We start from the raw sequence: 24,476 nt of genomic DNA, 5'->3' as shown, positions 1-24,476 counted from the left end.
TCCTTTCGTGATGCTCAGTGGTGATGGCTCGTCGGAGTGATCGTGAACGCGTCGACGTTCCCGATCGTTTCGTGCAGGTGCTCGGACGCGTGCTCCGCGACGTGCGACGCCGCGTTGAGGTCGGTGGTGTCGACCTCGATGGTCGCGGAGCCGGTCAGGCGGTGTCCGATCCAGCGGAGTCGGAGGTCCCGCACCGCCTGCACTCCGTCGGCGTGCTCGAGTGCGTGCTCGGCTCGGGAGTAGAGGTCCGGGTCGATGGCGTCCATGAGTCGAGCGCCGATGGACTTCACTGTGCCCCAGAGCAGCATCAGGATCGAGATCGCGATGAGCAGGCCGATGATCGGATCCGCCAACGGGAAGCCGAGGAGGACACCGACCGCGCCGAGAACGACGGAGAGCGAGGTGAACCCGTCGAGACGAGCGTGGACGCCGTCGGCGACCAGCGCTGCAGAGCCGATCTTCTGACCGACTCGGATGCGGTAGATCGCGACGATCTCGTTGCCGGCGAATCCGATCACGCCCGCCGCGACGAGCAGCCATGGGTTCTCAACCGGGCGCGGATGGATGAACCGGTCGATCGCTTGCCAGCCGGCGACGACGGCGGAGAGCGCGACGACGAACACGATGAACATGCCCGCCAGGTCTTCGGCCCGGCCATACCCGTAGGTGTAGCGCTTGTTGGCGACGCGGCGCCCGAGGACGAACGCGATCCACAGCGGCACCGCGGTCAGCGCGTCCGCGAAGTTATGGATCGTGTCGGCCAGCAACGCGATCGATCCCGTGAACGCGACGATCACGGCCTGCAGCACGGTGGTGCCGAGCAGGATGAACAGACTGATCTTCAGCGCGCGGACACCAGCGGTACTGGCCTCCATCGCGTCATCGATCGAGTCCGCAGCGTCGTGTGTGTGCGGCACGAACAGGTCGTAGAGGAACCCCTTCACACCACCATGAGGATGACTATGCCCATGGTCGTGGTCGTGGTCGTGGTCGTGGTTGTGGTCGTGCTCGTGCTCGTGCTCGTGGTCGTGGTCGTGCTCGTGCTCGTGCTCGTGCTCGTGCTCGTGGCTATGGTGCTGATGGGTGTGGTTGCTCACGCGCTTGCCGCCTCAACACGGTGGTGCGGGGCCGCACCGATCGCGTGCTCGGCTTGCTTCACGGCGTCAATGACGAGCTCCGACGCGTGCTCATCGGTCAGCCGGTAGAACACCGTCGTGCCCTCACGCCGCGTCGACACCATGCGCGCCAAGCGGAGCTTCGCCAGGTGCTGCGACACCCCGGCCGGGCTCTTGTCCACGACGTCCGCGAGGTGGTTCACGGACATCTCCTCCGCGCTGCGAAGCGCGAGGATGATCTTCACCCGCGTCGCGTCCGCGAGCATCGCGAACACCTCGACCGCCAGCTCGACGTACTCCGACTCCGGGCTAAGCCCGCAGGGCTGCTTATCTACGTGCACACGAAGATAGTAAGCGAAGGAGCGGGCTGCGCACCACGGGATGCGCTGGAGAGCCGACGAGCGTCGTGCTCGTCGGGCTCACAGGCCGAGGACTTATAGAGGCTCCGGAACGGGCAATGGCCGCGTCCCCAGTGCGGGGACGCGGCCATTACCGGCTGATGCGTCGATCAGGCGCGTCGGGTGGCGCCGGCTCGAGGCAGCACGATGCCAAGGACAATCATCGCGACGGCGAGGATCAGGTGCAGCCAGTTGTCGGCGCTGTTGAGGGGGACGAAGTTCGCGCCGCCCATCATGCCGGCGGTGAAGAGGCCGTAGATGAACAGGACGGCGTAGACGATGCCGCCGACCAGGAGGTACAGCCGAGCTGCGACGGCGGTGCGGGCGGCGATGAGGCCGACGATGCCGAAGAGCAGGTGCACGATGTTGTGCAGGACGGACACCTGGAACAGGCCGAGGAGCATCGCCATCGAGCCGTGGCCGGCGACGGACATCGAGCCCATGTCCATCGTGAGCCCGGGGATGAAGCCGGCGATGCCGACGATGAGGAACACGACTCCGAAGACGAGGGCGCCCTTCTGCGTCAGGGTGCGGCCGTACCCGGTGCGGGCAGTTGCTGCGGTGCTGGTCATGATGGGGTCTCCTCCGACGGGGTGCCGTGATGGCGTGTGCTTCTCAGGTAGTTCGGAGTGAACGTGCATCTGGTTTGCGGCGCGATCCGAACCCTGTAGAAGGGGCCTGGTCAGTGGTGACCGTGGACGACGGCGTGGCCGAGACCGCGGCTGATCATCCACCGGTTCACCGGGGTGGTCACGATGAACGCGATCACGAGGGAGAACGCGAGGGAGCCCCAGAACAGCCAGTCGTTCAGCTGCGCGTCCATGGCGCCGGGAACGGCGACGATGACGGTGTTGTCGATGATCTCCATCACGGCGATCGACACCGTGTCTGCGGCAAGGGCGACCTTGAACGCGGCGGAGAAGCTCAGCCCGGACCGGACGACGCCGCGCATGGTGAGGGCGTAGCCGAAGATGAACGCCAGCACGATCGACAGGATGATCGTGCCGGTGTTGTGCAGGCCGGTCGCGGTGCCGATGACCATGCCAAGAACTTCACCGATCGCGCAGCCGGTGAGGCAGTGCAGGGTCGCTTGCGCGGCCATCGTCCACGTCGTCGTCCCGTGACCGCCGCCGTGGTTCTGGTGGTTGTCGTGGTCGGTCGTGGTGTGGTGTTCGTGGGTGTCCATGTCGCTCCTATCGGGTGTGGAAGGTGCGGAGGCGGAGGCTGTTGCTGACGACGAAGACCGAGGACAGTGCCATCGCGGCGCCGGCGATCATCGGGTTCAGCAGGCCGGCCATCGCGAGCGGGATCGCGGCGACGTTGTAGGCGAAGGCCCAGAACAGGTTCACCTTGATCGTGCCGAGGGTGCGGCGGGCGAGCGCGATCGCGTCCGCCGCGGCGCTCAGGTCCGCTCGGATGAGGGTGATGTCGGCGGCTTCCATGGCCGCGTCGGTGCCGCTCCCCATCGCGATCCCGAGATCCGCGGCGGCGAGAGCGGCGGCGTCGTTGACGCCGTCGCCGATCATCGCCACGGACCGGCCCTGCTGCTGCAGCCGGGTGACGGTCCGGTACTTGTCTTCGGGGCGCACCTCGGCTTCGACGTCGTCGATGCCGACCTCGGCGGCGACCGTCCGGGCGACGTCTTCAGCGTCGCCGGTGAGCATGATCGTGCGCAGCCCCATGTCGTGCAGGCGACGGATCGCGTCCGGGCTGGTCGGCGCGACGGTGTCCGCGACGCTGATGACGCCGCGGGCTGCGCCGTCCCACGCGACAACGACCGCGGTCGCGCCGCCCTGTTCCGCGGTCCGGACCGCGTCCGTGACCGCTTCGGGGATGGTGATGGCCCACTGCTCGGTCAACCAGGTGGGTCGGCCGACGAGCACGAGGGTGCCGTCGACGACGGCCTGGACGCCGAGCCCGGCGGTGGACTGGAACGTTTGCGCGGTGGGGTGGTCGGTGCCGGCTGCGGTGATGGCGCGGGCGATCGGGTGTTCGGATCCTGCTTCCGCGGCGGCGGCGAGGGCGAGCACCCGGGTGTCGGTTTCCTCGGCGACGGCGGTGACCTGGTGGACGCTCATCTTGCCGGTGGTGACGGTGCCGGTCTTGTCGAGTACGACGGTGTCGATCCGGCGGGTGGCCTCGAGGACCTGGGGTCCGCGGATGAGGATCCCGAGCTGGGAGCCACGTCCGGTGCCGACGAGCAGCGCGGTCGGAGTTGCCAGCCCCAGGGCGCAGGGGCAGGCGATCACCAGGGTCGCAACGGCGGCGGTGAACGCGGCTTGCACGTCGCCGGTGAGCAGCAGCCACCCGATGAGGGTCAGCACCGCCAGGCCCATGACGATTGGGACGAACACGGCGGAGACCCGGTCGGCGAGGCGCTGCACCTCGGCCTTGCCGGTCTGCGCGGACACGACGAGCCGGCCGATGCGGGCAAGCTCCGTGTCGTGACCGACGCGGGTGGCTTCGACGATGAGTCGGCCGCCGACGTTCACGGTCGCACCGGTGACGGTGTCGCCGGGGCCGACCTCGACGGGGACTGCTTCGCCGGTCATCACGCTGGTGTCGATTGCGCTCGTGCCATCGGTGATGGTTCCGTCGGTGGCGATGCGTTCACCGGGACGGACCACGAACCGGTCCCCGACCTGCAGTGCTGCGGTCGGCACCTCGGTTTCGGCACCGTCTCGGAGCACCCGGGCAGTCGGTGCACCCAGGGCGAGGAGCGCCTGCAGGGCGGCGCCGGAGCGGTCCTTCGCGCGGGCCTCAAAGTACCGGCCGGCGAGGAGGAACACCGTCACCGCAGCGGCGACTTCGAAGTACGGTTCCGGAGCCGCGCCGGGGTGCGGGAACCAAGAGAACGCCATCCGCATCCCGATGTGCCCGGCGCCGCCGAACACGAGTGCCCAGACGGACCACACGGTCGCGGCGGCGACGCCGACGCTGACGAGGGTGTCCATCGTCGCGGCCCCGTGCCGGGCGTTGATCGCGGCAGCACGGTGGAACGGCCACGCACCCCACACGGCGACCGGCAGCGCCAGCACCAGAACGGCCCACTGCCATCCCGGGAACTGCAGGACCGGGATCATCGACAGCGCCACCACCGGGACAGCGAGCACCGTGGACACGATCAGGCGTCGCCGCAGCGGCGCGAGCTCGTCGGTGTCCGCGCCGGCCGGTTCGGGCAGGTGTGCGCCGTAGCCGGCAGCTTCAACGGTGCGGATCGCGTCGTCGACAGCGAGGTCCGCGGGGAGCGTCACGGAGGCGCTTTCGGTGGCGTAGTTCACGCTCGCGGTCACGCCGGGCAGCTTGTTCAGCTTCCGCTCAATCCGGTTCGCGCACGACGCGCAGGTCATCCCCTCGATCGTCAGCTCAACTGGCGGGGTGCTGGTCGTGGTCATGATGCGACCAACGTGTAGCCGGCCTCCTCCACAGCGGCGGAGACTTCCTCCTGCGGCAGGTCACGGGTACTGGTCACCCGGGCGGTGGAGACACCGCCAACGTTGAGGTCGATCGTCACGTCCGTGACGCCCGGCACGGCGATGAGTTCCTCGTTGACACTCATCACGCAGTGCCCGCACGTCATGCCCGTGATGCCGTACGTGTTCGTCAGCTGCTCGCTCATCGTGGTGATCCCTTCGTCGTTCACGTTCATCAGGTACCCTAGGGGGGTACCGTAGCGAGTGTAACGCCGGATGAGCGGATGTGTTCCCGATCCGCTCGACCGGCACCCGGAAAGAGGACGTGATGGCGACAAAGACTGATCGGCGCGAAGAGGCGCGGCAAAAAGTCGCTGACCGCAGAGCGGAGCAGCAGCGCAGCCGTACACGCCGGTGGTGGCTACTGGGCGCCGCCGTGGTCGTCGTCCTCGCCGCGGTCACCACGATCACGGTCACCGCCCTCACCCGTGGCGACGACTCGGCGCCGACGGCGTCCGGGGTGACGGCGGCACCGCCGTGGCCGGCCCCCGCGGATGCGCCGGCGCGGGCGAAGGCTGCGGGACTTGAGGTGGCGGGGATGGAAGGTGCGGCGCTGCACACCCATCAGCATCTGTCCGTATCGGTGGACGGGGAGCCGGTGGCGGTGCCGGCGAACATCGGCGTCGACGTGCAGCGGGGCGGCATGTCCGCACTGCACACCCACGACACCTCCGGCATCGTGCATGTCGAATCCGCGAAGGTGCAGCCGTTCACCCTCGGACAGCTCTTCACCGAGTGGAACGTGACCTTGCGCGACGGGCAGGTCGGCGGGTACGTCGACGGGAAGAACGACCGGCACGTCGCCGTGTTCGTCAACGGCACCCGCACCACCACGCCACTGCCGGACCTGGAACTGCAGGACCAGCAGGACATCGCCATCGTCATCGCCCGCGGCGTCGGCACCCCGATCGCGCCGGCCCCGTTCGATTGGTCGACGGCGGCATGAGCGCCGCTACCGTAAACGGTGACCCCCGAGGAGCGTCCATGACCGACACCACCGCACCTGCTGCAGAGCACCACCACGGGTACATCACCGCGAAGGACGACTACCTCAAACGGTTGCGCCGCATCGAGGGGCAAGCCCGCGGCCTGCAGCGGATGGTCGATGAGGAGCAGTACTGCATCGACATCCTCACCCAGGTGTCCGCGATGACGAAGGCGCTGCAGTCCGTCGCGCTCGGCCTGCTGGATGACCACCTCGCGCACTGCGTCACCGACGCCGTCGCCGAAGGTGGCGACGCGGCCGCGGTGAAGCTCAAGGAAGCCTCCGACGCGATCGCCCGCCTCGTGCGCGCCTAACCAGCTTCCCGCCCACCGGACGGGGCGGTTGTCCTCTCAGCGCTCGTCCTGCACCATAGAACCCGCACCCCGACCAGCCATCAGTACGGATCCGCATGCTCACCACCGCGAACACCACGCGCCGCCGCCTGCTGCTGCAGGCCACGGCGGTGCTGGCGTTGCTGCTGCTGGTCGGGTTCACGGTCCTGATGCACAGCATGCTCGGTCACGCGACCACGGGCGAGCACGCCATGACCGCCATGACGGCCGAGCACACCCACAGCGACGCAGCCGGGCACGGTGCCGACGCGGCCGCGCCGGCTGGCGCGGTGGTGAGCGTGCTCAGTGATGCTGGCTGCGATGGCGGCCTGTGCGCGCTGATGTGTTCCCTGATGGGGATGGCGTGCGCGCTGACGATCGCCCTGTTCGCGTGGGCGCTGCTGCGCACCCGGAACGGTGGGGTCCTCTACGTCCTCGCACGCCTCCTCGCCCTCGGGGACCGTGTTGCGCGCCGCGTCGCGGCACCCAAGCCGCCATCACTGACGGCGCTGCAGATCATCCGTATCTGATCCATCCCCGGCGGGAGCGCTCCCTTCGGAAGCTCCCGCATGCCCAGAACACGGGCAGGTATTCGCCTGCCCGGAACACCTGACGCATTCACGGGAACGGATCCATGAACACCACCATCACGCGCACCCTCGCGGCCGCCGCCGCCCTCACCATCGGCCTCACCCTCGCCGGCTGCTCCACCAACAACGCCGGCTCCTCGGACAGCTCCTCCTCGTCTTCGTCGGCGGCGTCGGCGCACAACGACCAGGACGTCATGTTCGCGCAGCAGATGCTGCCGCACCACAAGCAGGCCGTTGAGATGAGCGACATGCTCCTCGCTAAGGGCTCCGACGTGGACGCTGACGTTGTCACCCTCGCCAAGCAGATCAAGGCGGAGCAGGGGCCGGAGATCACGTCCCTGACCAGCTGGCTGAAGCAGTGGGGTGAGCCCACCGAGATGTCCAGCATGTCCGGGATGGACCACTCCTCGATGTCGGGGATGATGTCCGACTCCGACATGGACGCCCTCGACAGCGCCTCCCCGGCGGACGCCGGGAAGCTGTTCCTGCAGCAGATGGTCGAGCACCACACCAGCGCCGTCGACATGGCGGGGACCGAGGTCGACAAGGGCAAGAACACCGACGCGGTCGCGATGGCGAAGTCGATCGTGTCGAGCCAGACCGAGCAGATCAACCAGATGAAGGACATGCTCGCGTCGATGTGACCCCGGCCGCGGGTCGCGGCGGTGTCCCCCCTCCCTGCCGCGACCCGCGACCGGCCTTCCCCCTCCCGCTCGAGCACCCCGCCGAGCGGCCCTGTTTCTTTTGACGGGTCATCCCGTCCGCCGTCTTTCTTGGAGCCTGCCTGTGCCCCAGCAGCACCCCCACACCCCCACTGCCACGCCGCTGACGCGCCGCGAAGCCCTCGCCGCAGAACGCGCCACACCCCCCGCCCCACGGCCGCCCCGCACCCGCACTGTCGTGAGTCGGCCGCCACTGCCCGCCGTGACGGTGACAGCGCCGGCACCCACGCGGACGCTCCGATCCCGGGCTCTGGCGGCGATCCCGCTGACCGGTGCTGCTGCGGCGATGGCGCTGTTCACCGCCGCGGCGCTTCCCGCGCAAGCATCCACCAGCCCCACCGTCACCGTGCCCGGCGGCACCCCGTCCGCTGCCGGGCAGAGCTTCACCGCGACCGGGCTGACCGTGACGGTCGACCGGGACGGCTACACCGTCACCAAGCCCGCCGTCAAGCCGGTGATCACCAAAACCACCACCGCCACGAACAGCGCCACGGCAGCGGCGGGCAGCACGGCTGCGGTCGCGCCGACCGGGACGATCGTGAACACCGGCGCCGGCGATATCCGCTGGCCTATCGCCGGCAGCATCCGGGTCAGCTCCCCGTTCGGCCCCCGCCTGGCCCCGTGCGCGGCGTGCTCGTCGATCCACCAGGGCGCCGACATCACCCCCGGCGCCGGCACCCCCATCGGCGCCGTCGCCGCCGGCACCGTCCGGATCTCGGGCACCCACCCGGAGTACGGCCAGTACGTCATCATCGACCACCAGATCGACGGACAAACCATTTCCACCCTCTACGCGCACATGATCTTCGGCTCCTCGCCGCTGCGCGCCGGGCAGAGCGTCGCCGTCGGGCAGCTCGTCGGCCTCGTCGGCAACACCGGCGCCAGCACCGGCGCGCACCTGCACCTGCAGGTCATGCTCGGCGGCACCACCCCGATCGACCCCATCGCCTGGCTCACCACCAACGCCGGACGCACCTTGTGAGCGCGCCGCTCACCACACCCGGACGGCTCCGTCAGGGCCGGCTCCGCACGGTGGGGCTCGTCCTCGCCGTGGCCGCCGGGTTCATCGTTCCGCTCACCGTGCCCGCGCCAGCTCGAGCGGCGAGCTTCCCCACCTGGGACCAGGTGGAAGCCGCCCGCAGCAGCGAGGAGAGCAAGCAGGCGCAGATCAGCACGCTGAACGGGCTGATCGACCAGCTGCAGGAGAAAACCCAAGCAGCCACCGACCGTGCGGACGCCGCCGGGCGGACCTACCAGGCGGCGCAAGACGACCTCGATCAAGCCACCGCAGCGCACGCGAAACTCGCCGCGAGCACGGCCGCTGCAACGACAGAATCCGAAGAGCTCGGCAGCACCGTCGGGCAAGTCGCCGCGGCCCTCACCCGACCCGGCGGCAGCGGCCTCGGTGCCGGCGCGATCCTCGGACAGGACGACCCAGATGCGTTCCTGCAGGGATTGAGCATGTCGAGCAAGATCGGTGAGCAGGTCGATGGCCTCTACGCCCGCGCGAGCACCGCGGCGAAAACCGCCGGCGCCCTCGCCGCCCAAGCCCGCGTCGCGAAAAACGCCCGCACGAAGCTCGCAGATGCCGCGCAAGACGCCCTTGACGCCGCCGTCGCCGCCAGCGACGCCGCGGCAGCCGCGGAGGCAAGCGAGCGGGAGAACGTCAGCACGATGCGTGCGCAGCTGGCGACGCTGCGCGATGACCGGCTGAGCATCGAGCAGGGCTACCAAGCAGGCGTCCGTGCCCGCGCTGCGGCCGCCGCTGCCGCAGCGAAAGCCGCCGCGGAAGCCCGCGCCCGCCAACAGGCCGCCGCAGCCGCAGCCGCGTCGCGCCCTGCCGCGTCAGCGCCCGCACCGTCCGCCCCCGCTGCGGGCAGCACGCGTCCCAGCGGCAGTAGTGCATCATCCGGGTGGACCCGGCCAATCACCTCGTACACCTTCTACCAGGCGTACGGGTACCGCATCCACCCCGTCTACGGCGACTACCGCCTCCACGCCGGAGCCGACTTCAGCGCCCCCTGCGGCACCCCCTGCGGCACCCCGCTCTACGCCACCGCCGCCGGCACCGTCACCTACGCCGGACCCTACGGCGGCTACGGCAACATCATCATCATCGACCACGGCGGCGGCATCACCAGCGCCTACGCCCACGTGTACGCCACCGGCATCTACGTCCGCACCGGCCAAACCGTCGCCGCCGGCACGAACATCGCCGGCGTCGGCAACGCCGGCGTCTCCACCGGATGTCACCTGCACTTCGAGATCCGCAACAACGGCGTCGCCACCGACCCGATGGCCTTCCTCGCCACACGAGGAGTCAGCTAAGCCCGAACCGGCCACCATGGCCCCCACACGTTCGACGTCAACCGACGCCGGCGAAACAGCAGTACCGACGGAAAGGGATGACCCATGAGCACCACCACCGACATGCTCCGCACCTACCCGAAGGACCTCGGCAGCATCGACCAGGCAGCCCTCGCCGCCTGCGTCGACGCGTGTTTCGAATGCGCGCAAACCTGTACCGCCTGCGCCGACGCGTGCCTCGCCGAAGACATGGTCGCCGAGCTCACCAAGTGCATCCGCACCAACCTCGACTGCGCCGACATCTGCGCAACAACCGGCAACGTCCTCTCCCGCCACACCGGCTACGACGCCAACCTCACCCGCACGATCCTCGAGGCGTGCCTGGCCGCCTGCAAGGCGTGCGGGGACGAATGCGCACAGCACGCCGACATGCACGAGCACTGCAAGATCTGCGCCGACGCATGCCGCCGCTGCGAAGAAGCCTGCACCGCGCTCCTCGCCAGCCTCTAACCGTCCAGACGAGCAGAAGGCCACCCTCACGTCAGGGTGGCCTTCGTGGGTGCTCGGTTGCCAACCAGCATCCCCGGCGAGTGCTCACACCATCGACACGAAGCGCGGCGAAAAGGGCGACATCGAGCAAAGCTGCTCACAGTCGCGCCGCTTGGACCAACCGAAGTATTTCGGGGCCCGTGGAAATCGTGACTATCGGGCTGGCGTGGTGATGAGGCTGGCGAGGGTGTCGAGCGCGCCGGGGACGAGGGAGAAGTACGCCCAGGTGCCGCGCTTCTCGCGGTGCAGGATCCCGGCGTCGACGAGGACCTTGAGGTGGTGCGAGACGGTCGGCTGGGACAGGCCGAGCGGTTCCTGCAGGTCACACACGCATGCCTCGGCGCCGTCGTGCGCGGCGACCATCGAGATGAGCCGGAGCCGTGCCGGGTCGGCGATCGCTTTGAGTGACTTCGCCAGCACCTCCGCGGATGCCTGATCCATCGCCTCGGTCGTGACGGGTGAGCAGCACGCGGTGACGTCCTCAATGGGGAGCAGCTCGATCGTCATGACCTCATCCTCCCACGGACTTCGACACACGTCTATATTTGCGCTCATCGATATCGACGTGCTTCGATGTACTCGCCGGGTTCCGGCTCCCGCTCGATCCGTGAAGGACCAGCCTGATGACTCACCTCCTCGCCGTCGGCGGCAGCGACGCCGGCATCGCCGCAGCGCTCCGCGCCCGTGAACTCGACCCGTCCACGGATGTGACGGTGGTGCTCGCGGATGAGTTCCCGAACTTCTCCATCTGCGGCATCCCGTACTGGGTTTCCGGTGACGTCGCTACGGAAGCGTCCCTCGCGCACCGCACCCGCGCGGACCTCGAAGCCGCCGGCATGACCGTGCGTTCTTCGACGTGGGCTTCCGCCGTCGACGTCGACCGGCGCCGGCTCTCCGTCACCGGTGCGGCCGGCGATGAGGAGATTGCCTACGACGAGCTGCTGATCGGCACAGGCGCTGAGCCCGTGCGCCCGGCAGGGGTGCCGTTCGGGGAGCCGGGCATCCACCTGCTGCACACCATGACGGATGCTGAGCAGGTCGTCGCTGCCCTCGAGCTGCTGCCGGCGGGGAGCCGGGTCGCGGTGGTCGGTGCCGGCTACATCGGCCTGGAGATGACCGAAGGGCTCGTCGCCCGCGGGTTCGACACGACGCTGATCCAGCGCGGTCCCGAAGTACTCTCCACCCTCGACCCGGAGCTTGGCTCCCTGGTCACCGCGGAGGTCCGCCGCCACGGCGCAACGGTGCTGACGGGGTCGACGGTCACGGGGATCACCCCGGCAGGCGGTGGGCAGTGGTGTGTCGCCACGAGCTCCACGTCCGGTGACGCGGAGGGGACGTTCGCGCTCGTGGTCGTGTGCGTCGGCGTCCGCCCGGTCACGGACCTCGCCGTCGCCGCCGGAGCACAGCTGGGGCAGGCCGGCGCGATCGTCGTCGACGCGTCCATGCGCACCGGGGTGCCGCACGTGTGGGCTGCCGGTGACTGCGTCGTGACGCACCACCGACTCCTCGGCACGACGTGGTTGCCGCTCGGGACGACGGCGCACAAGCAGGGCCGGGTCGCCGGGGAAAACATGCTCGGCGGCAGCAAGGTCTTCGCCGGTTCGGTGGGGACGCAGGTGGTGAAGGTGTTCGACCTCGTCGCCGCCCGCACCGGCCTCCGCCAGCACGAGACCGCTCCGCTCAAGGTATCGCCGCTGACCCGGGTGACGGTCGCGGATGACCACAAGCGGTACTACCCGGGCGCCGTCCCGCTGACGATCAGCGTCACCGGCGACCAGACCACCGGTCGCCTCCTCGGTGCGCAGATCGTCGGGCAGCGCACGGCGGAGATCAGCAAGCGCATCGACACGTTCGCCACCGCCCTCCACGCGGAACTCACGCTGGACGACGTCATCGACCTCGACCTCAGCTACACGCCGCCGCTCGGGTCCCCGTGGGACGCCGTCCAGGTCGCCGCGCAGGGCTGGGAACGCGCCGCCGCGAACCAGGCCGCAGGGAACCAGACCGCGGTGATCGCCTGATGGTGATGGCTGTGGTCGCTGCGGCGATCTTCGTCGCGACGCTCGTGGTGGTGATCTGGCAGCCCAAGGGCTTCCCAATCGGGTACACCGCGCTCATCGGCGCCGTCATCGCCCTCGCCACCACCGTCGTCGGCCTCTCCGACGTCCCGACCGTGGTCGGGATCGTGTGGAACGCGACGCTGACGTTCGTCGCGGTGGTGCTGATCTCGTTGATCCTCGACGAGGCCGGGTTCTTCGAGTGGGCAGCCCTCCACGTTGCCCGCTGGGGCCGCGGCAACGGCCGGCTGCTGTTCGTCCTCATCGTCGGCCTCGGAGCCGTCATCGCCGCCGTGTTCGCCAACGACGGAGCCGCGCTGATCCTCACACCAATCGTCGTCGGGATGCTCCGCGCGCTGAACATGCCGCAGAAGGCAGCGCTCGGGTTCATCCTCGCCACCGGGTTCATCGCCGACACCGGCAGCCTGCCGCTGGTGGTGTCGAACCTGGTCAACATCGTCTCCGCCGACTACTTCCACCTCGGCTTCGCCGAGTACGCCGCCGTCATGATCCCCGTCGGCATCGTCTCCGTCCTCGCCTCCCTCGGCATGCTGCTGCTCTACTTCGGCAAGAGCATCCCGAAGCGGTACGACGTCCTCGCCCTCACCAGCCCCACCGCCGCCATCAGGGACCGGGCGACGTTCCGTGCCGGCTGGGTCGTCCTCGCACTGCTGCTCGTCGGCTACTTCGCCGCTGACCCACTCGGTGTGCCGCTCGCGGCCGTCGCTGGTGTCGGGGCGGTCGTGATCGTGCTCGTTGCCGCCCGGCAGCCCGCGTTCCTCTTCGCCCGCGCCCAGGCCGCACCGGTCCTCGTCAGCACCGGTGGCACCGCCACCGTCAGCGCCGGCGGCACTGGGTCGGGTGCACCGTCGGGGCGGGTGATTCCGGTGTGGAAGACGATCCGGGAGGCGCCGTGGCAGATCGTGCTGTTCTCCATCGGCATGTACCTCGTCGTCTACGGCCTGCAGAACCAGGGCCTCACCGACCACCTCGCGAAACTGTTCGACGTGTTCGGCGACCACGGGGTCCTCGTCACCGCGCTCGGCGTCGGGTTCACCATCGCGATCCTCGCGTCCCTGATGAACAACATGCCCACCGTCCTCATCGCCGCCCTCGCCATCGGCGGTGCCGGCGCGACCGGGCTGACGCACGAGGTGATGGTCTACGCCAACGTCATCGGCTCCGACCTCGGCCCGAAGATCACCCCCATCGGCTCCCTCGCGACGCTGCTGTGGTTGCACGTGCTGGAGAAGAAGGGCATCCACATCGGGTGGGGGCAGTACTTCCGCACCGGCGTCGTCCTCACCATCCCCGTCCTCGCCGTCACCCTCGCCGCCCTCGCCGGCTGGCTCACCCTCATCCACTGAACTCGGAAGGCACACACCCATGAGTGACAAGCCCACGATCCTGTTCGTCTGCGTCCACAACGCCGGACGCTCCCAGATGGCCGCCGGCTACGCGCAGGCCCTCGGTGGCGATCGCGTCGAGGTCCTCTCCGCCGGCTCGGAGCCGAAGGAGCAGATCAACCCGATCGCGATCCAGGCGATGGCCGAGGACGGCATCGACATCGCCGGCAACCAGCCGAAGATCCTTACCACCGACGCCGTCCGCGACTCCGACGCCGTCATCACCATGGGCTGCGGTGACGCCTGCCCGATCTTCCCCGGCAAGCGGTACGAGGACTGGGACCTCACCGACCCCGCCGGCCGCGGCATCGAGGACGTCCGCCCCATCCGCGACGACATCAAGCACCGCGTCCAGACGCTCCTCGCCGAGCTGCTGCCCACCAACGCAACCGCGTAACGACCAGGAAGCCGCAGACCATGACGCTCACCCTCACCGTCCCACCACGGACCGACGCGGACCGCCTCACCGGACTCCCCGTCGCCGTCATCGGTGCCGGCCCCGTCGGCCTCGCTGCCGCAGCGCACCTCCTCGAGCGCGGCCTCGACGTCGTCGTCTACGAAGCCGGCCCGACGGTCGGGACGAGCGTCCGCGCGTGGGGACACACCCGCCTGTTCTCCCCGTGGCAGTACGTCATCGACCCCGCCGCGCAGCGGCTCCTGGAAGCCACCGGCTGGGAAGCACCCCGGGCATCATCCCTGCCCACCGGCCAAGACCTCGTCGACACCTACCTGGCACCCCTCGCCGCAACCCCGCAGCTCGCACCGGTGATCCAGTACGGCACCCGCGTGGAGGCCGTGTCACGGCAGGGCATGGACCGCACCCGCTCCACCGGCCGCGCAGAAACCCCGTTCCTGCTCCGCCTCCACACCGCCGACGGCGTCACGGACGTGACCGCGCGTGCCGTCATCGACACCTCCGGCACCTACACGACCCCGAACCCCCTCACTGCCGCCGGGCTCGCACCCGCCGCGGACCTCGGCGACCGCGTCGGCCACGCACTGCCTGACGTCCTCGGCGCCGACCGTGCCCGGTTCGCGGGGAAGCGGGTCCTCGTCGTCGGCGCCGGCCACTCCGCGGCGAACACGCTCATCAAGCTCGCCAGCCTCGCCAAGACGGCGCCGGGCACCGACGTTCTGTGGGCTGTCCGAAACGCCGGCACGGCCCGGCTCGGCGCGGAGGCCGCTGACGGGCTCGCCGCTCGCGGGCAGCTCGGCTCCACCGTCCACGGGCTTGTCGAGTCCGGTCAGGTGCAGCAGATCGCCTCGTTCGAGATCGACGACGTCCGCCCCGACGGCGATCAGGTCACCGTCAGTGGCCGCCGCGCGGGAGAAGTCTTCGCGGTGACCGTCGATCTGATCGTGAACGCGACCGGATTCCGGCCCGACCTCGACATGCTCCGCGAGATCCGCATCGGACTCGACGACATCGTCGAAGCACCCCGAGCCCTCGCACCGCTCATCGACCCGAACCTGCACTCCTGCGGCTCCGTGCCCCCGCACGGTGTCGCGGAGCTTGCGCACCCGGAGCCGAACTTCTTCATCGCCGGCATGAAGTCCTACGGCCGCGCACCCACATTCCTGCTCCTCACCGGCTACGAGCAAGTCCGCTCCATCGCCGCCGAACTCGCCGGAGACCACGCCGGAGCCCGACAGCTCGAACTCGTCCTCCCCGAAACGGGCGTCTGCTCCACCGACATCGGTGGCAGCTCCTGCTGCACCACCCCAGCCGCGACCGGCACTCCTGCCGCTGAGGACGCTGCCTGCTGCACTCCGCCAGCGCCGACTAGTGACAGCACCTCGTGCTGCACCAACTGACCAGACCTGCATCCATGACCACGAAGCCCACTGTCCTGTTCATCTGCAAGCACAACGCCGGCCGCTCCCAGCTCGGCGCAGCACTCCTCGAACTCGCCGCACCCGACCGATACACGGCCACCTCCGCAGGCATCACCCCGGCCGACGAGGTGAACCCCTCGATCGCCGCGACCGTGGGCGAGCTCGGCCTCGACATCACCGGACGCGTCCCCCGGCGCGTGACGCCCGACCTGCTCGAACAGGCGGACATCGTCGTCCTCATGAAGCCCGGCCTCGAACTCCCCGCAGAACCACGCGGGACAGTCCTCGAGTGGTCGTTCCCCGACCCCAACTCCTGGCCACCGGAAGACGTGCGACCGATGCGGGACGCCGTCGCGGAACGCATCGAACGAGAGCTCCTGCAGCCGTAGTGACCAGGCCGTCCGGATAGGGAGCGAAGCCAGAAGCACGACTCAGACCGAAGCTGCCTACTGTTGTACATCGCCAATGCCCGATGCATCTTGCTGTGGCGGGAGGGGGAAGTCATGCCAGAGGATCCAGAAGGGCAGGCGTTCAAGGACGCGCGAGCGCAGGTGCGCTGGATGATAGAGCAGCAGAACCGGCAGCCCAACGTCTTCACGGGGGTGAAAGACCGGGATCTGATCACGCTGATGGATCGGTTCGCGGGATCGCTCGAGTTCCACTCGATGTTGGTCGCCGGGCAGCTGATGGCCGAGGTGAGCCGTCGCCAGATGTGGGACGCGGTCCTGGAGCGACGGACCGCGATGCTGTCTCGTATGCACCCCGCAGAGGATGTTTCGACGCTGCGGGACAAGGCTCGGGCGTCGCTCGATCACTTCCGGAACGCGCACTTTCCGGTTGATCCCGACGTTTTCGGGGAGGACGGGTCAGATGCGGAGCGGGACTGGAACGGGTACCTCCAGTTCTGACGTCTACATTCGTGAGGTCCGGCCTCCCCTCCAGCGCGATGTCTCGGGGCTTGGCCAGGTGCACCTGCCGCCCCATTAGGTCGGGGATATTGCGAGTGGGGCTGAGCAGGTCTTCGGTGCAGGATCTATCTCAAGCGCCGGGTCTCGAGTAGTTCTAGCAACGGCTTCACCCCGCGGCCCGCGGTGAGCCATTCGACGGGCGTCGCCGGTTCGCCGTGGATGCGCGTGTACGGGTGCGGTGTCGTCATGAAGCCGAGGATCGACGTCGGGTGCATGTCGTCGTCGAAGGCTCCGGCCAACGTCGATAGGTGGTCCAGCACGGGGTGGTTCGGGTCGTCGGTGAACTGCCATGCCGGGAACCGAAGCTCGTCGTCGCATACGAACGCGAACAGGTCGCCGAACGCGAGGTGGGTGAGGACCCGTGCGGTGCCGGCATCCAGCCAGTCGGCCGTCTCCTCCAGGGTGAGGGAGGCGCTCATCGCGCGCTGCCAAGAGCGGCGTTCGGCTGCTGCGAGCTCTCCGCGTGCGACTGCAGCCTTCGCTGCTTCGTACCGCTCCCGGGTGCCGAACGCGGACTCGATGAGTGCGTCTTCCTCGTCAGGTGTGAGCTCTCGGTGGGTTCGACGACGCGGCGGGTTGTGGCGCGGCCCGAAGTCTCGACCGTCGGCGTGAACACCGATCAGTCGCGTGAAGGCGCCGTCTTGCCGCGGCGGGGCAAGCTTGCGGTCCCGGGCAACCAACACAGCATCGTCCGCATCCGCGAAGTCGATGGCGGCGGTGCTGCGGACGCTGTCGGGCAGGTCTTCACCCGTCAGGGCGGCGAGAGCAACACGTGCGCGTGCGCGTGCGATCTGTACTCGTGACGTCATCGGGCACTCCCCTCGTGTTCGAGTTGTTGGTCCTCCACAAGCGCCGCCAGGAGGGATGGGTGAGTGGAGGGCGATTGTGAGACGCGAATCGGCGTTCGAGGTGTTCCTACTGCCAGCTCGCGGCTTCGAGATGGTCGAGGACGACCTGGACGTCGCCGCCGATCGTCAGCCACTCGACTGGTGTGAAGGACTCATCGGTTCCCTCGATCTCGAGGTCCGCGTTGTACATGAAGCCGAGGATCGTGGACGGGTGCTTCTGCTCGCCCCATGCCGGCGTGAGTCGTGCAAGGCCGGGGAGGACAGGCATCGCTGGGTCATCGGTGAACTGCCACGCCGGGTACCGCAACTCCCCGTCGCACACGAAGGCTGTCACTCGCCCCGTGGCGAGGAGCGCGTGCAGCTCAGCGTCGTTGATGCGCAACCAGTCCGCGGCTTCCTCGGCGCTCACCGCAGAGACGAGCCCCTCAAGTTCCGTGCGATGTTCCACGTTCTCCAGCTCGCCGCGGGCGACTTCGGCCTTCGACTCCTTGTACTCTTCGCGGGTCCAGCCGCCGAACCGGATGAGGAACTCCTCCTCCTCGAGTGTCGCTTGTCGGCCACGCGGACCTGTGGGTGGCTCAGCGACTCGGCCATAGTCGCGGCCGTGCGCGATGACACCGGCGAGGGAGTTGAAGCTCGATAGGGGGACGTTCACAGTGGTCGCCTCCGCCTCCGCCGGAGTGTGGAGGCCGTTTCCCAGCCAACCTCACCGGTCACCCCGTCCTCCGAGTACGAGATCTTGGAGGCGTGAAGCAGACCCCTCGAGCACAAGCAGCAAGGTCCGCACCACCGGCCAAGGCGATCCGCCCGCTATCAGATGTTCTCTTGGACTGCACCGCGCGCCGCCCCGCTGCAAGTGCGGGTCTTCGGAGCACATCAGGCGAGCAACTAGTGCTGGCGGCGCGTCAGGCGGTACGCACTGCAGCACCGTCGGTAGAACATCGGAGATGAGCTCCAAAGTCTTGGCACCGGCGTCGATGAACTGCCACGAGGGGAACAGCAAGGCTCCAGCCCGCTCGAATCCCCAGAGCTGTCGAGAAGCCACGTCAGCCTGAAGCTCAAGGAGAGTGCTCCCCCGTCGTCGGGCCACGTCATCGGCCTGCAACACCGTCGCGTGTTCGATCGATATGGCTCGGACCAGCACGGTCATGAGATTTCGGTCGCTCAGCTCCGCTTCCCATTGGAACTCGTCACCGACCGCGCCGATCCACTGCAGGATGAGAGCTCGCTTCGCCGTTCCCAGCGGACTCGGCCGGTTGAGCGCCGTTAGCGATTCGGCGATCTGCTCAACCGTTGCGTCGAACTCGAGTCCAAGCGATTGGATGGCCGCCTCCAGCGCGGCGAGCGACATCTGACGCGAGGCGGCAGACCTCACCGGCGAAGGGGCCGCCTCTGATGCTTCCAACGCCACTTCCTCACCTGCCAGCCGCTCGCAACACGTCTCATGCCGCGTGCTGATTATAATCAGCACATGGGAGAAGGCGAGCGAGGCGCGGGTCCTGGTTCACCCCGCCTCACGATCGAGGCCACAACCGGTGCCAGAGTCGAACTCTCTTGGCTGGACGCGGTCGTGGTCCCCGAGGCCGCGCGTATCGACTACCGAACAGTCGGCCGCCGCGGCGACTTCGTCGTCACCGTCGGAACTGCCGAGCTCGTCGCTGTCTGTGACCTCGACTCCGGCGAGTACGTCATCAGCGGACAGCTTGGAGGCGACGAATCGGCTGCGGCGCTGATGCGCGACCTACTGAGGCGCCGCCTTCAACACCTCCATGAAGCTCCCATCGAGTCACGGCAGCGCTTCGAGGGACGCCTCCGTTCCCTCGCCGACATGTCAGGCGGAACCTGGTTTGCTTTCGAAACGGCGTTCGACCTTTAGCGTTCGGGTCGTCGCCACAGCTCGGTGTCGAGGGCAAGCTCAAGCCGAGCGAGCGTGGCGAGATCCGGCCAGGAACGACCGGCCAGAACACCGAGCAACGTTGTGTGATGCACTCCAGCAGCCGTCGCGACCGCGCGCGTGCTCTGAGTTCCCATTGCCTCCCTCAGCCGCACCACGAAGGTACGAGCCGCTTCCGCGATCGCATCGTCGGCGGGAATCTCCGGCCAGGGCGCCGGCGCGAGCTCGAACGGTCGCTGTCGGGGAGTTCTGCTCACGCGTCCCAGCGTAGAGCGCGAAGCCGCCTCAACCGACGGCCGGCACTCGATCCATACCAGTCAAGGGCCGGATGCCGGCCCAACGCCTGCGGCGCGAGGCGCCGGTCGATCGCGAAGGCGAGGGCCGGCGACACTCCGTGCGTTGCCCCGTGTGGGAAGCTTCGGGACCGGTCACTTGGCTCGGCCCGCTCGATAGGGCACGCTGCGAGCGAATGAGGCGAACCGGACGAGAGTCGGGTCTTGTGCTCTTGGCACCGGGCAGCGTATATTTCCTGCATTTAGTGCAGGATTCTACGAAGAGAGTTCGCATGGCAGGCGCGATACCAGGCGCGGTCCCGAGGCATCTGAAGGATCGCTCCGTTCAGCTGTTCCGGGCCGACGAGCGCGTGTTCGAAGCAATGGTCGACGGGTGGACAAGCCAGATGCTCGCGCGCGGTCTGCAGACCTCGTCGATCGAGCCAAAGCTCAGCCTCATCCGGAGGTTTCAGAACTACACCGGCACCTACCCGTGGTCGTGGGGACCGGCCGACCTCGACGAGTTCCTCGCGGAGCACCGCCTCGGTGAGCGCGCGTACGCCTTGTCGACGTTGCGGGCGTACAGCAATGCGATCGCAGCGTTCTGCGGGTACGTCGCGAACATCGCGTACGGCTGGGGGGACTACTGCGAGGCAATGTTCGGCGAGATCCCGGCGCAGATCGTCTTCGAGTGGAACTCCCCACGCCACACCGCTGACGATGCTCGGGATCCACGGCGACGCGCCTTCACTGTCTCGGAGCTGCAAGCCCTGTTCGACCACATCGACGATCAAGTGGACTTCGCTTACCGGAAGCGTCTGAAGCAGTGGCCGGCCCTGATGCGGAATTCGACGGCGTTCAAGGTCGGTTATGCGTTCGGGCTCCGACGTCGCGAGCTCGCGATGCTCGAAATCAATGATTTTGGGCCCAACCCGCATGTTCCGGATTACGGCCTGTTCGGTGCGTTGACAGTGCGCTGGGGCAAGGGCACGAAGGGGTCCGGGCCGCGCCGACGCACTGTCTTGACGGTCCCCGAATTCGAGTGGGTAGTCCCACTCCTGTCGACCTGGCTCTCCCCCGGCCGCCGCGACCGGTTCAAGACCGCAGACCGGTCCAGCGCCCTCTGGCCAACCGAACGCGGCCGCGTCGCCGTCAGCACCGTCGGTGACGCCTTCGTAGCCCTCCGTCGCGCCGTCGGCTACGACGAAGGCCTGAACCTGCACTGCCTCCGGCACTCCTACGTCACGCACCTGCTAGAGGCTGGCTACGACGCAACGTTCGTCCAAACGCAGGTCGGTCACCGCCATGCCTCAACGACCAGTCTCTACACATCGGTCGGATCGGACTTCAAGCAGAAGATCCTGCAACAGATGATCTCCACCCGGATCGTCCAGCGAGAGGAACACCACGATGAGTGAGCAGCGACGAATCGGCTACCGCTGGAACCTCCGCACCCTAATGGCGCAGCACAACCTCTGGAAGAGCACCGAACTCGTTCCGTTGTTGCGAACCCGCGGCATCGACCTCTCGGAGAGCCAGGTCTACCGTCTCGTCACGGGCACCCCAGAACGGATCCCCGCTCGAACGTTCGCTGCGCTGTGCGACATCCTCGACTGCACCCCGAATGACCTCTTCGAGCCGTTTGTCGAGATGCGAGCAGCTGGCCGTGTAAACGCCCCCGGGCCGGGCGAGGAACCCCCCGCCATCAACGGTAACCCCGTGGCTCATCGGATCCGCCTCGCCGACGACCATGGCTAGGCCGAAGGCGCCCGAGGACGCAGATGCCTACGAGGCCTGCGGCCGCTGCGGCGAACACCGGCCCGTCGCCGCGCGTTGGCCGGACGGGCTCATCTGCCAGAACTGCTACCGGAAGGCGATCCGAACGTCGGGCACCTGCGCTGTCTGTGGGCACGTCGGCATCCTGCCCGGGACAGCCGACGACGGCCCGACCTGCCGCACATGCTCGGGCGTCCGGATCAACGTCGACTGCGTGCGTTGCGGCGCCGAGGACGAGCTCTATTCTCAGGGTCGGTGCTGGTCATGCGCGCTCTCCAACTACGTCGACACTGCCCTTTCCGCGCCGAACGGCGGCGTCCCCGCACAGCTCGAACCCTTGGCTGACGCCCTCAAGCGAATGCAGCGCGCAAACTCCGGGTTGACCTGGATTCGGCAGGACCACGTACAAGCCACGCTTCGGATGATCGCTACGAACGGGACCATCACACACGAGGCGATCGACGAGCTACCGAAATCGAGAACGCGGGACTTCGTCCGCGGTCTCCTGATCGAGCACGGCGTACTCCCTCGACGCGATCACTACCTCGCAGCCTTCTCCGAGTGGCTGACACAGATCCCAAACCGCGTCGCCGACGACGAGCATCGTCGCCTGGTTGACCGATGGATCCGATGGAACTTCCTACGGAAGTTCCGCGCCATGGACGAAGTGCCTCGAAATGCATTCCTGCGCGCCAAGCAGTCGATCACGGTGGGCGTCGACTTCCTCAACTGGCTCACCGAGCACCACGTCACGTTCGTCGACACAACGCAGGGCGACGTCGACCGTTGGCTCACCAGCGGACCCTCAACGAGGCAGTTCATCGATCGGCTCATCCCTTGGGCGCAGAGCGCTCGGCTGATCAACCGGGACCTGATCGTTCCCCGACACCGCCGTGGAACCGCCCCGCGGATGAGCGCCTCCGACCAGGCCAACGCCACCGAACGGCTCGTCCACACCGACGAACTCTCACCGCGAGACCGGGCGATCGGAATCCTGGTCCTCGTGTTTGGCCAGCAGCTCCGCAAGAGCCTCGAACTGCGATGGAGCGACATCACGGTCAACGAGGACACTGTCTGTGTTCGGCTCGGCTCCATCGACCTCGAACTGCCCCCGCCGCTGGATGCACCCTGGCGGGAGCTCCTCGCAGAACCCGTGAACCTCCGCACCGCGTCACACCCGAGCAGCGACTGGGTCTTTACCGGTCAATCACCAGGACGACCGATTAATCCCGGTCACATCGCCACCCACCTACGCGACGTCTTCAGCGCTCGAGCCGCCCGCCTCGGAGCCCTGCACGAACTCAGCAAACTCGGCCCCGTCCCGATCGTCGCGGAGGCACTGGGCTACTCCCCCGAGACGATCGAAGCGCACCGCGTCGACTCCGGTTCCACCTACGCGCAATACGTCGGCGCGGTTAGGCGACAGCGCTTGTGAACGATCTGTCAATCGAGACGATTCGATCGTTCCACCTGCAACCAGGGAACAAGCTTTGCGGAGGAAGGAGGAAGATCGTCGCCCGACAAGAGCGCCGGCCAGTCAACAGTCGCAGCAAAAGAGTGAACAGGCACACCGGGTCGGGTTGCCATCGGGTGCAGGTGAATGCCATCGACATCATGCGGGACGGCGGATCCTCCGCGTGAGGTCAGCCATTGCGCTTCCGAAGCAGCGTCGTGCTCGACGAGCATCTTCCGAAACGCCTCAAGTTCGTCCCGTCGGAACGCAAAGTAGTCACGGAGAGCGTCCGCAAGTTTCATGTCTCCGTCATGCAGGACAGCCGTCGCTCGGGAGATGAACTCAAGCACTTCCCAAAGGAAGTGTTGGACGTCCCGCCAACCGGAGCTCACCTCAACGGCAAGCGCAACTGGCACATCCTCGACCGCTGCCCCCGCAATCACCTCCGTAGACCGATACTCGACAAAATCCTTGCCATTTTCGACGGGTGCTAGCGGCGCGACCCAGTCAACCCAGCACTCCCCTGCGCTCGCGGGCGGCGGAAACAAGTGATCGAAAATCATCACAAACTCAGCGTCAGGCACCACGGCTAATCGCAGCGGTGCCTGGTGTTTGTCGTCATTGTGGACCTTGGCGAACTCACTGAGCGTGCCACTGCCCGTCACGAATGGCTGAAGCTTTTCTAGATTCTTCAGCTGATCGGCGGTTAGAGCCTTCATATATGGCTGTCCGGCGAGCGAATTCCAGTCCGCCTCGGTTGCCGCGATAGGAAAGTAGGTCGATCGCTCTTGTCTGGCCGTTAGAGGCGGGGATGCTTGCCTCGTCACTGCGTCGAACATGGCAATGTCGAGAACGGATCGTCCTCGAGCGAGGATATCCCGAAAGTCTTCGATAACGTCAAACGGCAGTAGTTCACCTAAGACCCCATACCGATAGACGACTCGATGCCTACCGTCGCTTCGAGGGATTGCCCTTACAACCAGGTGCTCGTTGCTTCGGTCCGACTGCGAGCCGAGAAAGTCGAAGGATTCCTGAACGAGCCTTGCGAAGCGAGCTCCCCAGACAGGAAGCGTCGGCGTCGGCGGTGAGGACATCTCACTGAGGGTAGTCAAGTGGTGGCCGCGGCGCGACACCTGTTCGTGTCGACTCCGGCCGTCCTCACACGCGCGGTTACCAGTTTGACGGAGGTGCTTCGTGAGCAGAAGAGGTCGAGTCCGGTGTACGGACTCGACCTCTTCTGCTCACTGGATGACGACGGCGTCAGTCGGCGGGCTTCGTCGGGACGTCGTCGGCGTCGATCTCGAGCGCTGCCGGCTCGCCGCCCTGTTCCTCCAGGGTGTCCTGGTCGGTGTCGGGCTGCTCCGGCGACTCGCTCTGGGTGGTCTCTTCGGCTGGGTCAGGCTGGCTGTAGCTCATGCGCCGGACGGTACGCCCGGGTTCCTGAACAGCCGCAAGCTCGGCGCCCGAGACGCTTGGTGAGCAGCAATGGTCGAGT

At 67.7% G+C, this 24,476-nt stretch carries 30 protein-coding genes; 17 read left to right on the top strand and 13 right to left on the bottom strand.

Features of this window, described 5'->3' with window-relative positions; genetic code table 11:
• Positions 1 to 14 precede the first annotated feature (14 nt).
• From BIU91_RS00895 to BIU91_RS00870, 6 genes are all read right to left on the bottom strand, one after another.
• Complete coding sequence (locus tag BIU91_RS00895; protein ID WP_071403814.1) at positions 15 to 1,097, bottom strand: cation diffusion facilitator family transporter; 1,083 nt, start codon at positions 1,095 to 1,097, stop codon at positions 15 to 17.
• Entirely contained in the window at positions 1,094 to 1,456 is a 363-nt protein-coding gene (locus tag BIU91_RS00890) for a metalloregulator ArsR/SmtB family transcription factor (RefSeq protein ID WP_071403813.1), read from the bottom strand. Before BIU91_RS00890 ends, BIU91_RS00895 begins: the two co-directional genes overlap by 4 nt.
• A 167-nt stretch (positions 1,457 to 1,623) precedes the next feature.
• On the bottom strand, positions 1,624 to 2,085 hold the full coding sequence (locus tag BIU91_RS00885) for a DUF4383 domain-containing protein (protein WP_071403812.1): 462 nt from the start codon (positions 2,083 to 2,085) through the stop codon (positions 1,624 to 1,626).
• A 110-nt stretch (positions 2,086 to 2,195) separates the two neighbouring features.
• A complete protein-coding gene (locus tag BIU91_RS00880; protein ID WP_071403811.1) occupies positions 2,196 to 2,699 on the bottom strand; it encodes a DUF4396 domain-containing protein in 504 nt (167 codons plus the stop codon).
• Between the two features lie 7 nt (positions 2,700 to 2,706).
• Positions 2,707 to 4,908, bottom strand: coding sequence for a heavy metal translocating P-type ATPase (locus tag BIU91_RS00875; RefSeq protein WP_071403810.1), 2,202 nt, complete (start codon positions 4,906 to 4,908; stop codon positions 2,707 to 2,709).
• Complete coding sequence (locus BIU91_RS00870) at positions 4,905 to 5,162, bottom strand: heavy-metal-associated domain-containing protein (RefSeq protein WP_253183652.1); 258 nt, start codon at positions 5,160 to 5,162, stop codon at positions 4,905 to 4,907. Before BIU91_RS00870 ends, BIU91_RS00875 begins: the two co-directional genes overlap by 4 nt.
• Positions 5,163 to 5,446: 284 nt before the next feature.
• On the opposite strand from BIU91_RS00870, the gene BIU91_RS00865 reads away from it, so the two are divergent.
• The 7 genes from BIU91_RS00865 (at position 5,447) to BIU91_RS00835 (ending at position 10,432) form a co-directional block, all read left to right on the top strand.
• Positions 5,447 to 5,932 carry a hypothetical protein gene (locus BIU91_RS00865; protein ID WP_216099622.1) on the top strand — a complete coding sequence of 162 codons (486 nt, stop codon included), beginning with the start codon at positions 5,447 to 5,449 and terminating at the stop codon, positions 5,930 to 5,932.
• A 38-nt stretch (positions 5,933 to 5,970) separates the two neighbouring features.
• Complete coding sequence (locus BIU91_RS00860; RefSeq protein WP_056120637.1) at positions 5,971 to 6,285, top strand: metal-sensitive transcriptional regulator; 315 nt, start codon at positions 5,971 to 5,973, stop codon at positions 6,283 to 6,285.
• A 95-nt stretch (positions 6,286 to 6,380) separates the two neighbouring features.
• Positions 6,381 to 6,833 carry a hypothetical protein gene (locus tag BIU91_RS00855; RefSeq protein WP_071403809.1) on the top strand — a complete coding sequence of 151 codons (453 nt, stop codon included), beginning with the start codon at positions 6,381 to 6,383 and terminating at the stop codon, positions 6,831 to 6,833.
• Between the two features lie 104 nt (positions 6,834 to 6,937).
• Positions 6,938 to 7,537: a DUF305 domain-containing protein gene (locus BIU91_RS00850; RefSeq protein ID WP_071403808.1), complete on the top strand. Its 600-nt coding sequence runs from the start codon at positions 6,938 to 6,940 to the stop codon at positions 7,535 to 7,537.
• A 280-nt stretch (positions 7,538 to 7,817) separates the two neighbouring features.
• The gene (locus BIU91_RS00845) at positions 7,818 to 8,597 is read left to right on the top strand and encodes a M23 family metallopeptidase (protein ID WP_139196709.1); all 780 of its coding nucleotides are present in this window, start codon (positions 7,818 to 7,820) and stop codon (positions 8,595 to 8,597) included.
• Positions 8,594 to 9,943 (top strand): M23 family metallopeptidase, encoded by a 1,350-nt coding sequence (locus tag BIU91_RS00840; protein WP_084740369.1) that lies wholly within the window; start codon positions 8,594 to 8,596, stop codon positions 9,941 to 9,943. Before BIU91_RS00845 ends, BIU91_RS00840 begins: the two co-directional genes overlap by 4 nt.
• Before the next feature lie 84 nt (positions 9,944 to 10,027).
• Positions 10,028 to 10,432, top strand: coding sequence for a four-helix bundle copper-binding protein (locus BIU91_RS00835; protein WP_071403806.1), 405 nt, complete (start codon positions 10,028 to 10,030; stop codon positions 10,430 to 10,432).
• A gap of 192 nt (positions 10,433 to 10,624) precedes the next feature.
• Here BIU91_RS00835 and BIU91_RS00830 read toward each other — a convergent pair whose 3' ends face one another.
• Positions 10,625 to 10,978 (bottom strand): metalloregulator ArsR/SmtB family transcription factor, encoded by a 354-nt coding sequence (locus tag BIU91_RS00830; protein ID WP_071403805.1) that lies wholly within the window; start codon positions 10,976 to 10,978, stop codon positions 10,625 to 10,627.
• Positions 10,979 to 11,094: 116 nt separating this feature from the next.
• Between BIU91_RS00830 and BIU91_RS00825 the strand changes: the two genes are divergently transcribed.
• The 6 genes from BIU91_RS00825 (at position 11,095) to BIU91_RS00800 (ending at position 16,678) form a co-directional block, all read left to right on the top strand.
• Positions 11,095 to 12,492: an FAD-dependent oxidoreductase gene (locus BIU91_RS00825; protein WP_071403804.1), complete on the top strand. Its 1,398-nt coding sequence runs from the start codon at positions 11,095 to 11,097 to the stop codon at positions 12,490 to 12,492.
• Between the two features lie 5 nt (positions 12,493 to 12,497).
• Entirely contained in the window at positions 12,498 to 13,895 is a 1,398-nt protein-coding gene (locus BIU91_RS00820; protein WP_071403994.1) for an arsenic transporter, read from the top strand.
• Positions 13,896 to 13,914: 19 nt separating this feature from the next.
• On the top strand, positions 13,915 to 14,331 hold the full coding sequence (locus tag BIU91_RS00815; protein WP_071403803.1) for an arsenate reductase ArsC: 417 nt from the start codon (positions 13,915 to 13,917) through the stop codon (positions 14,329 to 14,331).
• A 20-nt stretch (positions 14,332 to 14,351) separates the two neighbouring features.
• Positions 14,352 to 15,749: an FAD-dependent oxidoreductase gene (locus BIU91_RS00810; RefSeq protein WP_071403802.1), complete on the top strand. Its 1,398-nt coding sequence runs from the start codon at positions 14,352 to 14,354 to the stop codon at positions 15,747 to 15,749.
• 14 nt (positions 15,750 to 15,763) lie between these two features.
• Positions 15,764 to 16,159 (top strand): low molecular weight phosphatase family protein, encoded by a 396-nt coding sequence (locus BIU91_RS00805; RefSeq protein WP_071403801.1) that lies wholly within the window; start codon positions 15,764 to 15,766, stop codon positions 16,157 to 16,159.
• A 114-nt stretch (positions 16,160 to 16,273) separates the two neighbouring features.
• The gene (locus tag BIU91_RS00800) at positions 16,274 to 16,678 is read left to right on the top strand and encodes a hypothetical protein (RefSeq protein WP_139196708.1); all 405 of its coding nucleotides are present in this window, start codon (positions 16,274 to 16,276) and stop codon (positions 16,676 to 16,678) included.
• 125 nt (positions 16,679 to 16,803) lie between these two features.
• Here the strand turns inward: BIU91_RS00800 and BIU91_RS19100 are convergent, their stop codons facing one another.
• The 3 genes from BIU91_RS19100 to BIU91_RS00780 all read right to left on the bottom strand — a co-directional run bounded on the left by BIU91_RS19100 (position 16,804) and on the right by BIU91_RS00780 (position 18,991).
• On the bottom strand, positions 16,804 to 17,418 hold the full coding sequence (locus tag BIU91_RS19100; RefSeq protein WP_139196846.1) for a hypothetical protein: 615 nt from the start codon (positions 17,416 to 17,418) through the stop codon (positions 16,804 to 16,806).
• Positions 17,419 to 17,653: 235 nt separating this feature from the next.
• Positions 17,654 to 18,241: a hypothetical protein gene (locus BIU91_RS00785; RefSeq protein ID WP_071403797.1), complete on the bottom strand. Its 588-nt coding sequence runs from the start codon at positions 18,239 to 18,241 to the stop codon at positions 17,654 to 17,656.
• Between the two features lie 51 nt (positions 18,242 to 18,292).
• Positions 18,293 to 18,991 (bottom strand): hypothetical protein, encoded by a 699-nt coding sequence (locus BIU91_RS00780; RefSeq protein WP_139196706.1) that lies wholly within the window; start codon positions 18,989 to 18,991, stop codon positions 18,293 to 18,295.
• A gap of 66 nt (positions 18,992 to 19,057) precedes the next feature.
• Here BIU91_RS00780 and BIU91_RS00775 point away from each other — a divergent pair, with 66 nt between their 5' ends.
• Complete coding sequence (locus tag BIU91_RS00775; RefSeq protein ID WP_139196705.1) at positions 19,058 to 19,462, top strand: hypothetical protein; 405 nt, start codon at positions 19,058 to 19,060, stop codon at positions 19,460 to 19,462.
• Here the strand turns inward: BIU91_RS00775 and BIU91_RS18025 are convergent.
• A complete protein-coding gene (locus tag BIU91_RS18025) occupies positions 19,459 to 19,737 on the bottom strand; it encodes a helix-turn-helix transcriptional regulator (RefSeq protein ID WP_216099621.1) in 279 nt (92 codons plus the stop codon). The two genes, BIU91_RS00775 and BIU91_RS18025, sit on opposite strands and share 4 nt — an antisense overlap.
• Positions 19,738 to 20,045: 308 nt before the next feature.
• Here BIU91_RS18025 and BIU91_RS00770 point away from each other — a divergent pair, with 308 nt between their 5' ends.
• Genes BIU91_RS00770 through BIU91_RS00760 form a run of 3 tightly spaced genes read left to right on the top strand, consistent with a single transcriptional unit; the run spans position 20,046 to position 22,963 of the window.
• Entirely contained in the window at positions 20,046 to 21,170 is a 1,125-nt protein-coding gene (locus BIU91_RS00770) for a site-specific integrase (RefSeq protein ID WP_071403794.1), read from the top strand.
• Positions 21,163 to 21,510, top strand: a complete 348-nt coding sequence (locus BIU91_RS00765; protein ID WP_071403793.1) for a helix-turn-helix transcriptional regulator — start codon at positions 21,163 to 21,165, stop codon at positions 21,508 to 21,510. Before BIU91_RS00770 ends, BIU91_RS00765 begins: the two co-directional genes overlap by 8 nt.
• Positions 21,503 to 22,963 (top strand): Fis family transcriptional regulator, encoded by a 1,461-nt coding sequence (locus tag BIU91_RS00760; RefSeq protein ID WP_071403792.1) that lies wholly within the window; start codon positions 21,503 to 21,505, stop codon positions 22,961 to 22,963. The genes BIU91_RS00765 and BIU91_RS00760 overlap by 8 nt, the downstream gene beginning before the upstream one ends.
• 8 nt (positions 22,964 to 22,971) lie before the next feature.
• Here BIU91_RS00760 and BIU91_RS18355 read toward each other — a convergent pair whose 3' ends face one another.
• Both BIU91_RS18355 and BIU91_RS18695 read right to left on the bottom strand, forming a co-directional pair.
• Positions 22,972 to 24,075 carry a hypothetical protein gene (locus BIU91_RS18355; RefSeq protein WP_139196704.1) on the bottom strand — a complete coding sequence of 368 codons (1,104 nt, stop codon included), beginning with the start codon at positions 24,073 to 24,075 and terminating at the stop codon, positions 22,972 to 22,974.
• A 166-nt stretch (positions 24,076 to 24,241) separates the two neighbouring features.
• Complete coding sequence (locus tag BIU91_RS18695) at positions 24,242 to 24,397, bottom strand: hypothetical protein (RefSeq protein ID WP_163343611.1); 156 nt, start codon at positions 24,395 to 24,397, stop codon at positions 24,242 to 24,244.
• Positions 24,398 to 24,476: the final 79 nt, after the last annotated feature.

The organism is Curtobacterium sp. MMLR14_002 (assembly GCF_001864975.1).
Classification (GTDB): Bacteria; Actinomycetota; Actinomycetes; order Actinomycetales; family Microbacteriaceae; genus Curtobacterium; species Curtobacterium flaccumfaciens.
This window is presented reverse-complemented; position numbering and strand designations above follow the sequence as displayed.